This is a genomic window from Microbacterium wangyouchuni (genome assembly GCF_054072595.1).
The window spans coordinates 207202-220930 of sequence record NZ_JBSVRM010000006.1 but is presented as its reverse complement, the minus strand read 5'-3'; the positions used below and the strand labels follow the sequence as shown (position 1 = coordinate 220930).

Below are 13729 nucleotides of genomic sequence, written 5' to 3'. Positions count from 1 at the left end.
TCAGCGCCGAACGCTCGCGATCCGTGAGGAGAGTTGATGGGCATGCGCGAGCAGCGTGCGTCCGAGCTGCGCCGTGCGATCTGGTCCGAATCGGAACTCCACGCCGGTCAGACTCAGCGCCCACTCCGCTCTGCCAGCCCGATCGAAGACGGCAGCACCCATGCCGAAACTGCCCGAGACGATGAGGCCAGGATTCAGTGAATAGCCGCGTTCCTTCGTCTCGCTGAGTCGTTTGCGCATCCGGCGAGCGCCGTGCGCTGTGCCCCAGCGGTCGGCCAGCTCCGGATGGCGGTCGAAATAGGCATCCACATCGTGGTCAGGCAGGAACGACAGGATCGCGAGTCCGGCGCTGGCGACTCCGAGGGGAAACCGCACACCTTCGCTCAGGACGAAGGAGCGGATCGGGAACGAGCCCTCCTCGCGCAGCAGACAGACGGTCTCATCCGCTCTGCGCACCGAGAGGAACGCGCTTTCTTCGGTCTTGACAGCAAGGGAGCGGACGATATCTTTCGCCAGCGCAGTGACGTCGTACCGAGCCGCCGCCACTGATCCCATCAGGAACAGCTCCGGTCCCGGCATCCATCGAGCACTCTCTTCATCGCGATCGACGAGGCCTTCGGCGCGCAGGGCGCTCAGCAGTCGGTGCGTTGTGGAGCGTGTCAGATCAGCCTGCTGCGCGAGCTCCTGCAGCGCTGCCCCTCCCTCGCCGGATGCCGTGACCAATCGCAGCAGTCGAGCCGCACGTGCAATCGCCTGCGCGCCGGGTACGGTGCGAGTGGTGTCCATAATGTGGACACTACCGGCGAGATCGCCCATATCGCAAGATTGGTGTTCTGATGGTGAACCAAAAGGCGGATGCTGGAGGAAGACCTCACACGAAGGAGCGCTGCGTGATCGATAAAGAATGGGCTTCATCCGCCGAAGCCGTCGCTGACATCTCGGACGGCTCGTCCCTTGCCGTTGGCGGGTTCGGCCTGTCCGGCAACCCGATTGCGCTCATCGAGGCGCTGCTGGCGCAGGGGACCGCAGACCTGAGCATCGTCAGCAACAACTGCGGTGTCGACGACTGGGGGCTCGGCATCCTGCTCAACGCGCAGCGAATCCGCAAGATGACCTCGTCCTACGTCGGCGAGAACAAGGAGTTCGAACGGCAGTTCCTCTCCGGTGAGCTCGAGTTGGAGCTCACGCCGCAGGGAACGCTCGCCGAGAAGCTGCGCGCCGGCGGCTCAGGGATCGCGGCCTTCTACACACAGACCGGTGTCGGCACACAGGTCGCCGAGGGCGGACTGCCACGCCGCTACAACCCGGACGGTTCGATCGCTGTGGCCTCGCCGAAGAAGGACGTGCGATCCTTTGACGTCGACGGCACACCGAAGGACTTCGTGCTGGAGGAGGCCATCACCACGGACTTCTCGATCGTGCATGCGCTCATGGGGGATCGACACGGCAACCTCGTCTTCAACAAGGCTGCGCGCAACTTCAACCCGATCGCCGCGATGGCCGGCCGCGTCTGCATCGCTCAGGTGGAGCGACTGGTCGAGCCCGGCGAGATCGATCCGGACAGCATCCATCTGCCTGGGGTGTTCGTCCACCGCATCGTCGAGGTCGGCACCGACATTGAAAAGCGCATCGAACGGCGCACCGTTTCGAAACCCGACACGGCGAAGGAAGGGGCCTGACATGGCACTCACCCGTGAGCAGATGGCGGCCCGCGCCGCCCAAGAGCTGACCGACGGCTCGTATGTGAACCTCGGCATCGGCCTGCCGACACTCGTGCCGAACTACGTGCCGGAGGACGTCACTGTCGTCCTGCAGTCAGAGAACGGCATCCTCGGTGTCGGACCGTACCCGACAGAAGACGCGGTCGATCCCGACCTGATCAATGCCGGCAAAGAGACGGTCACGACTCTGCCCGGCACCGCATTCTTCGACTCGGCGACCAGCTTCGCAATGATCCGCGGCGGCAAGATCGATGCCGCCATTCTCGGCGCCATGCAGGTGTCGGCCACCGGGGACCTCGCGAACTGGATGATCCCGGGAAAGATGGTCAAGGGACCGGGTGGGGCGATGGATCTTGTCCACGGTGCCGGACGCCTGATCATCCTCATGGAGCACGTGGCAAAGGACGGCTCCGCGAAGATCGTCAACGAGTGCTCTCTGCCGCTGACCGGCAGGGGAGTGGCGCACCGCATCATCACCGACCTCGCCGTCATCGATGTGACCGATGCAGGTCTCGTCCTCGTCGAAACTGCGCCAGGTGTGAGCGTTCAGGAAGTTATCGATGCCACTGAACCGCCGCTGACCCTCGCACCGGATCTGAAGGAGCAATCATGATCGACATCGTCATCGTCGCCGCAGCACGCACGCCCCAGGGGCGGTTGAAAGGACAGCTGGCCCCATTCACCGCACCCCAGTTGGGCGCATTCGCCATCAAAGGCGCGCTCGCGCAGGCATCCATCGAACCGACCTCCGTCGACGCGGTGATCGTCGGGCAGGTGTTGGCTGCCGGCTCCGGTCAGAACGCCGCCCGCCAGGCGGCGATCGGCGCCGGACTGGGCTGGGACGTGCCCGCACACTCCGTAAACAAGGTCTGTCTGTCGGGCCTGACTGCCATCATCGATGCGGCACGGATGATTCGCACCGGCGACGCGACGACGGTCGTCGCGGCGGGCATGGAATCGATGACGCGCGCACCGCACCTGCTGATGGGATCTCGGGATGGGTGGACCTACGGCAGCGTCGAGGTGCTCGACCACATGGCCTACGACGGCTTGACCGACGCATATGACAAAGAGAGCATGGGTGCGTCGACCGAACGCCATAACGGGCGGTTCGAGCTCACCCGCCAGGCACAGGACGAAGTTGCGGCCCTCTCGCACCAGCGTGCTGCCGCCGGTCAGGCCAGCGGTGCCTTCGACGCCGAGATCGTCCCGGTCGAAGTTCCGCAGCGTCGGGGTGATGCTCTTGTCATTACCCAGGACGAAGGCATCCGACCGGACACGACGATCGAGACGCTCAGCCGGCTGCGCGCGGCGTTCGCCGAGGGCGGTTCGATCACTGCCGGAAACTCTTCGCAGATTTCCGATGGCGCCTCCGCCGTCGTGGTGACCACACGAGAGAACGCCGAGGCCAATGGGTGGCCGGTGCTCGCCGTCATCGGCGCGAGCGGTCAGACCGCTGGTCCGGACAACTCGCTGCAGGCGCAGCCGGCGCAGGCAATCAACCGTGCGCTCGAGAAGCAGGGCATCACTGCCGCCGATCTCGACCTCGTCGAGATCAACGAGGCGTTCGGTGCCGTCGTTGCCCGCTCGCAGACCGAACTCGGCGTGACAAGTGACATCGTGAACGTCCACGGTGGCGGAATCGCGATCGGGCATCCGATCGGAGTTTCCGGCAACCGGCTGGTCGTGCACATGGCTCACGAACTCGCCCGGCGCGGCAGCGGAACGGTAGCTGTCGGACTGTGCGGCGGCGGCGGTCAGGGTGAAGCGCTGATCCTCACGCGCTGATTGCGGGAGGGGCTCAGCGCAAGCGTTGAGCCTCTTTCAGCGCCTTGGCCTGCTCCTTCTGGGCCTTGGCCTGTTCCTTCTGAGCCTTCTTCGCCTGCTTCATCGCGAGCGGGGAGTCCTCCGCAATGGGGACGCCCCGATTCTCGCGGTTGAGGTCGATAGCCGCACCGACCGCCAGGGCGAGGGTGATGCCCCAGCTGATCCACGCGAGTACCGCGCGCCAGGTGACTGGCGTTTCTCGTGTGCCACGGAGCATTGACACACCGGCCGTGATCGCTCCGATGAGGCCTGTGCTGAAGAGGTAGCGCATGGCTCCAACCTACCTGCGCTCAGGTGGCACCGGTAGAATGACATCGGCGCTTCGGCGCTGTAGCTGTGTAACTACCGGCCGTCGGCACTCTGACGGACAGCGGCGGCACCGGATCCCGCATCCTCGGGTGCGTGAGAGTCATGACGAGAACACACGCACCCGCTTCTGCCAGCCTGCTCCGCGAGGCGGGCCTTCCCTATTTCCTGATCGCGTTCATCGCGCGACTTCCCTTTGCGATGATGGTCGTCGGAGTACTTACCCTCGTCGTCTCGGTCAGCGGTTCCCTTTCTCTGGGCGGCCTGACATCGGCTGCTGTCGGACTGGGCACGGCATGCTTCGGGCCTCTGCTCGGAGGCGCAGCCGACCGGTTCGGGCAGCGTCCGGTGCTGGTGATCCTCGCCGTAGCCAATGGCGCGATGCTCGTGGTCTTCACCGCTGTCGTCTATACGACATCGATTGACGCTCTCATTCTGCTCGCCGCCGTCGGCATCGGCGCCACAGCTCCGCAGGTCGCGCCGATGTCGCGCTCACGACTTGTCGCGATCATCAACGAGCGGATGCCGGAACCTGTTCGGGTGCGCACCGTCTCCTCGACCATGGCGTACGAATCAGCAGCCGACGAAACGGTGTTCGTCTTCGGTCCGTTCGTCGTCGGCATCGTGGCCTCCTGGATCGCGCCGTGGGCGCCGCTGATCGGCGCTGCCGTGCTGACCGTGGTGTTCGTCGGCACCTTCGCACTGCACCCCAGCGGCCGCAGCATCTCTCAGGATCGCGATGCGGACGGCCGTGCGCCCTCCCGGGCATCCGAGCTCTTTCGGCCCCAACTGCTCGTCGTGGTCGTGGGGATCTTGGGGGTGGGTATGTTCTTCGGAACGATGCTGACCGCGCTGACATCGTTCATGGCAGATCGGGGTGCTTCCGAACAGGCAGGAGTGCTTTACGGTGTCATGGGAATCGGCTCGGCGATCCTGGCACTCGCTGTGGCCTGGCTACCACCACGGTTCTCGCTGCGGGCGCGCTGGTTGGTGTTCTCAGGCATTCTGCTGATCGGATCCGTCTTCCTCGGCGCCGTCGACACGCCTGCCGCGATGATGGTGGTGCTTGCCGTGATGGGCATCGGGATCGGCCCGACTCTGGTGACCCAGTACAGCTTCGGAGCTGCGCGCAGTCCGCTCGGCCGTTCGGCGACGGTGATGACGATGCTGGGCTCCGGCGTGATCGTCGGACAGTCGATCGGCGCCGCCGTCACGGGGGAGATCGCCGAGAGCCTCGGCACGTCTGCGGCGCTGCTTCTGCCGATGATCGCCGCAGCTATTGCCTTCATCGCCGGGGTCATCAACTGGTATCTGAGCCGCGTGCGCTCCCGAAGTGGCTAGCCTAAGAGCGGGGCACGGAGCCCCTGTGTGAGGAGTCACCATGGCCACCGCAGATTTCGTCGTCGTCGCAAACAGACTTCCCGTCGATCGGGTGGTGGGCCCGGACGGGGCAGAGACCTGGCGGACATCGCCCGGGGGACTGGTCGCCGCGCTCGAGCCGGTGATGCATCAGGTCGACGGCGCCTGGGTCGGCTGGGGTGGACAGGCCGATCTCGCGTTGGAGCCCTTTGAAGCGAATGGCATCCGGCTCATTCCGATCCGGCTGTCTGCTCGAGAAGTGGCGGAATACTACGAAGGCTTTGCCAACGATACGATCTGGCCGCTCTATCACGATGTGATCGCGCCCCCGCAGTATCACCGGGAGTGGTGGGACTCCTACGTCACCGTGAACCGCCGTTTCGCTGAGGCAGCGGCCGAGGCCGTCGCCCAGAACGGCACGGTCTGGGTGCACGATTACCAGTTGCAGCTGGTCCCGCAGATGGTGCGTGCTCTGCGACCCGATGTCACAATCGGCTATTTTCACCACATCCCGTTCCCGATGCATGGCCTGTACGCACAGTTGCCGTGGCGCGATCAGGTGCTGCGCGGTCTGCTGGGCGCTGACGTGATCGGATTCCAGCGTGCACAGGATGCGAGCTACTTCGTCGCGGCGGTTCGTCGCAGACTCAAGTACGACACCAAGGCGACCACCATCAGCGTGCCCGTGGACGAACAGACACGCACGGTCATCGCCAAGGCATTCCCCATTTCGATCGACACGGCGCCCTATCTCGAGCTCATCGAGAAGCCCGAGGTTCAGGCCAGGGCAGCAGAGATCCGCGAGAGTCTCGGCAATCCGAAGACCATTCTGCTGGGGGTGGACCGACTGGATTACACCAAGGGCATCCTGCACCGGATCAAGGCATACGGCGAGCTTCTCGACGCAGGGCGGCTGAAGGTCGAGGACGCCACGCTCGTGCAAGTCGCGAGCCCTAGCCGAGAACGAGTCGACGCCTACGTGCAACTGCGGGACGAGATCGAACTCGCCGTCGGGCGCATCAACGGCGACACCGACACGATGGATCACTCGGCGATCCGTTATCTGCACCAGGCCTTCCCCCGAGAGGAGATGGTGGCTTTGTATCTGGCGGCGGACGTCATGCTGGTCACAGCACTCCGGGACGGCATGAACCTCGTTGCGAAGGAGTACGTCGCGACACGCGCCGACAACAGAGGCGCACTGGTACTCAGCGAGTTCACCGGGGCCGCCGACGAGTTGCGCCAGGCCGTGCGCGTCAATCCGCACGACATCGAAGACCTCAAAGACGCCATCATGACGGCCGTGGAGATGCCGCGCGCCGAGCAGAGCAAGCGAATGCGATCGCTGCGCCGCCGGGTGCTCGAGCACGACGTCAACGCGTGGTCGTCATCGTTCCTGGAAGCCCTGGCAAACGCCCGTGCAGCGCGCACCTGAGTGGCAATTGCTGAGAATCGACGAGGAGAAGAATGATGACTCGCACCTGGATCCCCGGTTCCGCTGACGCGGCGTTGCGCGCTATCGCCCGCACACCGCGGTTGCTGATCGCGCTCGATTTCGACGGCACGGCTTCACCGCTGGTCGTCGAGCCGATGTCCGCGCGAGCGCTGCCAGAAGTGAAGGCACAGCTGAGCACGCTGGCAGCGTTGCCGGATACCTCCGTCGCGTATGTGTCGGGACGCAGCATGCACGATCTGAAGGAGATCAGCGAACATACGGCCGACTCGCCGTTCGCCCTGGCCGGATCCCACGGTGCGCAGTACTGGTTTCCCGGCACCGGAGACGCCGAAGCGCCCGGCGTGATCGCAGACCAGGCCGCGAATGAGCAGCTGTGGGCCGCGGCGCGACCGATCGTCGAGCGTTTCGAGGGGGTTGAGCTGGAACCCAAAACCTTCGGCATGGGCATTCATACCCGCCGGGCGACGCCTGAGGTCGAGGCTGAGGTATTCGCCGAGATCGATGCCCTCACCGCTGAGCGCTTCCCGCACTGGCGACGCCGCGCAGGTCATCGCGTGCTCGAGTTCTCGTCACGGATCGAGGGCAAGGACCTGGCGATGAGTGTGCTGCGCGATCACTTCAACGCCACGGGCATCCTCTTCGCGGGTGATGACGTCACCGATGAGGACGCGATGACGGTGCTTCGCGGTGATGATCTGGGGGTTCGTGTCGGGGCGGGGGAGTCTGCGGCAACTTTGCGTGTGGACACTCCACAACAGATCGCGCTTCTTCTAGAGGCGTTGGCGTCCGAGCGCGCCGCCGGTCGGGAATAGACTGCCGTCATGTCCTCGCACGATCCTTCACACGCTTCCATTGACATTAAACCCCGCAGCCGTGTCGTCACCGACGGCATCGAGGCCACGACCTCGCGCGGAATGCTCCGCGCCGTCGGCATGGGTGATGCTGACTGGGACAAGCCGCAGATCGGCATCGCGTCCAGTTGGAACGAGATCACGCCCTGCAACCTGAGCCTTGATCGTCTCGCGCAGGGCGCGAAGGAAGGCGTGCATTCCGGCGGCGGCTACCCGTTGCAGTTCGGCACCATCTCCGTCTCGGACGGCATCTCGATGGGGCACGAGGGCATGCACTTCTCGCTCGTTTCGCGCGAGGTGATCGCCGACTCTGTCGAGACGGTCATGATGGCTGAGCGCCTCGACGGCAGCGTGCTGCTGGCCGGCTGCGACAAATCGATCCCCGGCATGCTCATGGCCAGCGCTCGCCTGGATCTGTCCAGCGTGTTCCTGTACGCGGGCTCCATCGCCCCCGGCTGGGTGAAGCTCTCGGACGGCACCGAGAAGGACGTCACGATCATCGACTCGTTCGAAGCCGTCGGCGCCTGCCGTGCCGGCCTCATGAGCGAGGAAGACCTCAAGCGCATCGAGTGTGCGATCGCCCCCGGTGAGGGTGCCTGTGGCGGTATGTACACCGCCAACACGATGGCATCCGTCGCCGAGGCGCTCGGGCTGAGCCTTCCCGGATCTGCTGCACCGCCCGCTGCCGATCGACGCCGTGACTACTATGCGCACCGCTCCGGTGAGGCGGTGATCAACCTGCTGCGTCAGGGGATCACGACCCGCGACATCCTGACGAAGGAAGCATTCGAGAACGCGATCGCTCTGGCGATGGCACTGGGCGGTTCGACGAACGTCGTTCTGCACCTCCTCGCGATCGCCCGTGAGGCCGATGTGGATCTGACGCTGCACGACTTCAACCGCATCGGCGACAAGGTTCCGCATGTCGCAGACATGAAGCCGTTCGGGCAGTACGTCATGAACGATGTCGATCGGCACGGCGGCATCCCGGTGATCATGAAGGCGATGCTCGACGAGGGACTCCTGCACGGTGACGCCCTCACCGTGACGGGCAAGACCTTGGCCGAGAACTTGGCGGAGTTGAACCCCGGACCGATCGATGGTGATGTCATCCACACCTTCGACAACCCGATCCACGCAACCGGCGGTCTGACGATTCTGCACGGCTCGCTCGCACCGGAAGGCGCTGTCGTGAAGACAGCCGGCTTCGACGCGACGGTCTTCGAGGGACCCGCCCGTGTGTTCGAACGCGAGCGCGCGGCGATGGATGCCGTTGCCAACGGCGAGATCGAATCAGGCACTGTCATCGTCATCCGCTATGAAGGTCCCAAGGGTGGACCGGGCATGCGTGAGATGCTCGCCATCACGGCGGCCATCAAGGGCGCGGGTCTCGGAAAAGATGTACTACTCTTGACTGACGGACGATTCTCAGGCGGCACAACCGGCCTGTGCATCGGCCACATAGCACCCGAAGCAGTGGACGCAGGTCCCATTGCCTTCGTGCGCGATGGTGATCTGATACGGGTCGATATCGCAGCTCGCTCTCTTGACTTACTCGTCGACGACGCAGAGCTCGCCTCCCGCCGCTCTGGCTGGGAACCGCTTCCCCCGCGCTATACCCGTGGCGTTCTTGCCAAGTACGCAGCCCTCGTCCGCTCCGCTGCCCAAGGCGCGACGACGGGTTGATCCTTCGGCAGGCTCAGGGACCGCACGTCGGTCCGATCCTGACGAAACAATCAGATCATCAAGGAAAATCATGACTGCTGATTCTGCTTCGGCCGTGCCGCGGCCACCATCCTCGAAGTCCACGCCGCCCGAAATGAGCGGCGCAGAAGCTGTCGTCCGCTCGCTGGAGCTGCTGGGCGTCACCGACGTGTTCGGTCTTCCCGGTGGTGCGATCCTGCCGGTCTACGACCCGCTGATGGACACCGACAAGCTTCGCCATATCCTGGTTCGCCACGAGCAGGGAGCCGGTCACGCTGCGGAGGGCTATGCCTCGGCATCCGGCCGCGTCGGCGTCTGCATCGCGACGTCCGGACCCGGCGCGACCAACCTGGTCACAGCCATCGCTGACGCGTACATGGACTCGGTGCCGATCGTGGCGATCACCGGTCAGGTGTTCTCGACGCTGATGGGAACGGATGCGTTCCAGGAAGCCGACATCGTCGGCATCACGATGCCGGTGACCAAGCACTCCTTCCTTGTGAAGGATGCCGCCGACATCCCGGGAGCCATTGCTGCCGCCTTCGAGATCGCCTCGACGGGCCGCCCCGGTCCGGTGCTGGTGGACATCACGAAGGATGCGCAGCAGAACATGGCGCCGTTCGTGTGGCCGCCGAAGATCGACCTGCCCGGCTATCGTCCGGTGACGAAGGCTCACGGCAAGCAGATCCAGGCCGCGGCGACAATGCTCGCCGAAGCCAAGAAGCCGGTCCTGTACGTCGGCGGCGGTGTGATCCGCGGCCGTGCATCCGCTGAACTGCTCGAGCTCGCAGAATCCACCGGTGCACCGGTGGTGACGACGCTGATGGCTCGCGGCGCGTTCCCCGACTCGCATCCTCAGCACCTCGGCATGCCGGGAATGCACGGCACGGTGCCGGCTGTTCTCGCGCTGCAGGAGGCAGACCTCCTCGTCTCGCTCGGTGCGCGCTTCGATGACCGGGTGACCGGTAAGTCGGAACTCTTCGCCCCGAATGCGAAGGTGGTGCACGTCGACATCGACCCCGCGGAGATCTCGAAGATTCGCATGGCGGATGTGCCCATCGTCGGGGATGTTCGCGACGTGCTCGTCGATCTGGATGCTGCATACCGTGGCGCGATCAATGGTGCCAAGCCCGACACCGCTGAGTGGTGGTCGTACTTGGACGGTCTGCGCGACGAATTCCCGCTCGGCTATACCGAACCCAGCGATGGTCTGCTCGCACCGCAATACGTGATCAAGCGCATTGGCGAGCTGACCGGTCCCGAGGGCATCTACGCCGCCGGGGTCGGACAGCACCAGATGTGGGCTGCGCAGTTCATCAAGTACGAGCGCCCCAACGCCTGGCTGAACTCGGGCGGGGCCGGCACCATGGGCTACTCCGTTCCGGCAGCGATGGGCGCGAAGGTCGCTGAGCCGCACCGCCCGGTCTGGTCGATTGACGGTGACGGCTGCTTCCAGATGACGAACCAGGAACTCGCGACCTGTGTCATCAACAAGATCCCGATCAAGGTCGCGATCATCAACAACTCCTCGCTGGGCATGGTTCGCCAGTGGCAGACGCTGTTCTACGACGGCCGGCACTCGAACACCGACCTGAACACCGGGCATGGAACGGTCCGAATCCCCGACTTCGTGAAACTCGCTGAAGCATACGGATGCCTCGCCATCCGCGTGGAGAAGGAAGAGGAAGTCGACGCCGCGATCCAGCTTGCGCTGGACACCAACGATCGTCCCGTCGTCATCGACTTCGTTGTCTCGGCCGACGCGATGGTGTGGCCGATGGTGCCCCAGGGTGTCAGCAATAACTACGTGCAGTATGCCCGTGACCACGCACCCGCCTTCGATGAGGAGATCTGAGCCATGTCAACTCACGTTCTGAGTCTCCTCGTGGAGAACACGCCGGGTCTGCTGACTCGTGTCGCCGGACTGTTCGCCCGCCGCGGCTTCAACATCGAATCCCTCGCCGTCGGGGTGACCGAGGTTCCGGGAATCTCCCGGATCACTGTGGTCGTCGACGTCGACAAGCTGCCGCTCGAGCAGGTCACGAAGCAGCTGAACAAGCTGATCAACGTCATCAAGATCGTTGAGCTCGACCCGGCATCCTCCGTGCAGCGCCAGCACGTCCTCGTCAAAGTGCGAACAGATAACACGACTCGCTCGAACGTGATCGAAGTCGTGAACCTGTTCCGCGCCTCGGTCGTGGACTATGCCGCCGATGCGCTGGTGATCGAGGTCACCGGCGATAAGGGCAAAGTCGAGGCGTTGCTGCGCGCACTGGAGCCGTTCGGCATCAAGGAACTCGCCCAATCCGGACTGCTCGCCATCGGGCGCGGCAGCAAGAGCATCACAGAGCGCGTTCTGCGCAGCTGACCCTTCGACAAGCTCAGGGACCGTCTGGTCCTGCAGGGACCGTCTGGTCCTGAAACAACCACAATCAAGGAGAAACACAACGTGAGTACTGAGATCTTCTACGACGATGACGCAGACCTGTCCCTGATCCAGGGCAAGAAGGTCGCGATCGTCGGCTACGGCTCGCAGGGCCACGCCCACGCGATGAACCTTCGCGATTCAGGCGTAGAGGTCGCCATCGCGCTCAAGGACGGCTCGAAGTCGATCGCCAAGGCAGAAGAAGCCGGATTCCCGGTGAAGAATGTTGCGGATGCGACGGCCTGGGCCGACGTCATCATGATCCTCGCGCCGGACCAGCACCAGCGCACGATCTACTCCGACTCGATCGCCCCCAACCTGGCTGAGGGCAAGACGCTGGCGTTCGCGCACGGCTTCAACATCCGTTTCGGCTACATTGACGCTCCCGCGGGCGTTGACGTCATCCTCGTCGCTCCCAAGGCGCCCGGTCACACCGTGCGTCGCGAGTTCGTCGCCGGTCGTGGCATCCCGGACATCATCGCTGTCGAGCAGGACGCCTCAGGTCAGGCCTGGGCGCTGGCACTGTCGTATGCGAAGGCCATCGGCGGCACGCGCGCCGGCGTCATCAAGACGACCTTCACCGAAGAGACCGAAACCGACCTCTTCGGCGAGCAGGCTGTGCTCTGCGGCGGCATGAGCCACCTCGTGCAGGCCGGCTTCGAGACGCTGACCGAGGCGGGCTACCAGCCGCAGATCGCGTACTTCGAGGTGCTGCACGAGCTCAAGCTGATCGTTGACCTCATGTGGGAGGGCGGCATCGCGAAGCAGCGCTGGTCGATCTCTGACACAGCAGAGTACGGTGACTACGTCTCGGGTCCGCGCATTGTCGATGACCGGGTCAAGGAGAGCATGAAGGCAGTGCTCGCCGACATCCAGAACGGCGCCTTCGCGAAGCGCTTCATCGACGACCAGGACAACGGGGGCAAGGAGTTCCAGGAGCTGCGCGCCAAGGAAGAGCAGCACCCGATCGAGGTCACCGGCAAGGAGCTGCGTTCGCTGTTCTCATGGAAGCAGCAGGACGAGGACTACGTCGACGGCTCAGCCGCACGCTGATCCACCGCGGTACGAAAATGGGCGCCCCTCGCGGGGCGCCCATTTTGCGTTCGGCTATTCGGCGACAGCCTCAAGCTTGAGGGGATCATCTGCCGGGTCAGCCCACACCGGCTGAGGCAGCAGTGTGTCTACGGCCCCGCCCTGGATCTCACGCAGTGCATCCGTGATCTCATCGGCGTTCTCGGGAACAGCCAGATCGCAGGCGCGCAGCTCGGACACGAACTTCAGCGTGAGCCGGCCCTTGCCGGCCTCGATGGCTTCGGCGGTCGTGCCGGTGATCTTCTCGCTGCCCGTTTGAATATCCGAGACCTCGTCGCACACATGGTAGACACTGCCACCGGCGACCCAGACGACCTCGTCCTGGCCGAGCAGCTGAATCACGGCGGACTGGTCAGCCGTGTACTGCTCGACGGACTGCGGGTTGTAGTCGATCCCCAGTGCGACCGCGACAGCCGCAAGGACGACGCCGATGATGCCGGCCGTTGTCTTCTGCCCCTTGTCCATGTCCTTGTTAAGGAAGATCAGAATGATCAGCGGCAGGAACGCGACGATGGCGATGATCGCACCGAGCTGGTTCTGCACGAAGAAGCGAACGGTGTCGGACTTCTTCGCCGGATCCAGCCGATTGGCCTTCTTCCACAGCATCGAACCGGTGATCGAGAGCGCTGCGATCACGACGAGGGCGACGATGAGGGCGATGAAGGCCCATTGCGGGAAGGTGGCGGTCGCATTCTGTGTTTCCAGAAGCCCGGTATCGGGGTCGCGGATCAGCGTGCCGTCTTCGCCGACGAACTCGCGCTGGCGCAGCAGCCAGAAGATCGCGACGGCTTCGGCCGCGATGGCGACAGCCCACAATGCTGCTGCTATCCAGCGGAAGGTCGTCGCCTTCTTCTTCGACGCCGGGGTGGGAACCCAGGAGCGGTCGGATCCGTCGGCAGGCTCCGGCACGGAGGCGTCAGCCGAATCGGCGACCTTGTTCTTGCGCTCAACCACGTAAATTCTCCTCAGACTATGAACGCCCTGAGCA

Annotated in this window: 13 protein-coding genes; 10 read left to right on the top strand and 3 right to left on the bottom strand. The window is 64.3% G+C overall.

Annotation, left to right across the window (positions count from 1 at the left end; genetic code table 11):
- Positions 1-786, bottom strand: a complete 786-nt coding sequence (locus ACW5CM_RS12380) for an IclR family transcriptional regulator (RefSeq protein ID WP_438254766.1) — start codon at positions 784-786, stop codon at positions 1-3.
- Positions 787-890: 104 nt separating this feature from the next.
- Here ACW5CM_RS12380 and ACW5CM_RS12375 point away from each other — a divergent pair, with 104 nt between their 5' ends.
- The 3 genes from ACW5CM_RS12375 to ACW5CM_RS12365 are packed head-to-tail and all read left to right on the top strand — an operon-like array spanning position 891 to position 3509.
- Positions 891-1679 carry a CoA transferase subunit A gene (locus ACW5CM_RS12375; protein ID WP_438254765.1) on the top strand — a complete coding sequence of 263 codons (789 nt, stop codon included), beginning with the start codon at positions 891-893 and terminating at the stop codon, positions 1677-1679.
- A 1-nt stretch (position 1680) separates the two neighbouring features.
- Positions 1681-2334 (top strand): CoA transferase subunit B, encoded by a 654-nt coding sequence (locus tag ACW5CM_RS12370; protein ID WP_438254764.1) that lies wholly within the window; start codon positions 1681-1683, stop codon positions 2332-2334.
- Positions 2331-3509: an acetyl-CoA C-acetyltransferase gene (locus tag ACW5CM_RS12365; protein WP_438254763.1), complete on the top strand. Its 1179-nt coding sequence runs from the start codon at positions 2331-2333 to the stop codon at positions 3507-3509. The genes ACW5CM_RS12370 and ACW5CM_RS12365 overlap by 4 nt, the downstream gene beginning before the upstream one ends.
- Positions 3510-3522: 13 nt before the next feature.
- Here the strand turns inward: ACW5CM_RS12365 and ACW5CM_RS12360 are convergent, their stop codons facing one another.
- On the bottom strand, positions 3523-3819 hold the full coding sequence (locus ACW5CM_RS12360) for a hypothetical protein (RefSeq protein WP_438254762.1): 297 nt from the start codon (positions 3817-3819) through the stop codon (positions 3523-3525).
- Between the two features lie 140 nt (positions 3820-3959).
- On the opposite strand from ACW5CM_RS12360, the gene ACW5CM_RS12355 reads away from it, so the two are divergent.
- The 7 genes from ACW5CM_RS12355 to ilvC all read left to right on the top strand — a co-directional run bounded on the left by ACW5CM_RS12355 (position 3960) and on the right by ilvC (position 12702).
- Positions 3960-5195 (top strand): MFS transporter, encoded by a 1236-nt coding sequence (locus ACW5CM_RS12355; protein ID WP_457125158.1) that lies wholly within the window; start codon positions 3960-3962, stop codon positions 5193-5195.
- Positions 5196-5235: 40 nt separating this feature from the next.
- A complete protein-coding gene (locus tag ACW5CM_RS12350; protein WP_438254759.1) occupies positions 5236-6648 on the top strand; it encodes an alpha,alpha-trehalose-phosphate synthase (UDP-forming) in 1413 nt (470 codons plus the stop codon).
- Between the two features lie 35 nt (positions 6649-6683).
- Positions 6684-7481, top strand: a complete 798-nt coding sequence (gene otsB / locus ACW5CM_RS12345) for a trehalose-phosphatase (protein ID WP_457125157.1) — start codon at positions 6684-6686, stop codon at positions 7479-7481.
- Positions 7482-7490: 9 nt separating this feature from the next.
- Positions 7491-9206, top strand: a complete 1716-nt coding sequence (gene ilvD, locus ACW5CM_RS12340) for a dihydroxy-acid dehydratase (RefSeq protein WP_438254756.1) — start codon at positions 7491-7493, stop codon at positions 9204-9206.
- Positions 9207-9276: 70 nt separating this feature from the next.
- A complete protein-coding gene (locus tag ACW5CM_RS12335) occupies positions 9277-11079 on the top strand; it encodes an acetolactate synthase large subunit (protein ID WP_438254754.1) in 1803 nt (600 codons plus the stop codon).
- A 3-nt stretch (positions 11080-11082) separates the two neighbouring features.
- Positions 11083-11592 (top strand): acetolactate synthase small subunit, encoded by a 510-nt coding sequence (ilvN, locus tag ACW5CM_RS12330; protein WP_438254753.1) that lies wholly within the window; start codon positions 11083-11085, stop codon positions 11590-11592.
- 81 nt (positions 11593-11673) lie between these two features.
- Complete coding sequence (gene ilvC, locus ACW5CM_RS12325; RefSeq protein ID WP_438254752.1) at positions 11674-12702, top strand: ketol-acid reductoisomerase; 1029 nt, start codon at positions 11674-11676, stop codon at positions 12700-12702.
- Between the two features lie 54 nt (positions 12703-12756).
- On the opposite strand, the gene ACW5CM_RS12320 is transcribed toward ilvC, so the two are convergent.
- Positions 12757-13695, bottom strand: coding sequence for a hypothetical protein (locus ACW5CM_RS12320; RefSeq protein WP_457125156.1), 939 nt, complete (start codon positions 13693-13695; stop codon positions 12757-12759).
- Between the last annotated feature and the right edge of the window lie 34 nt (positions 13696-13729).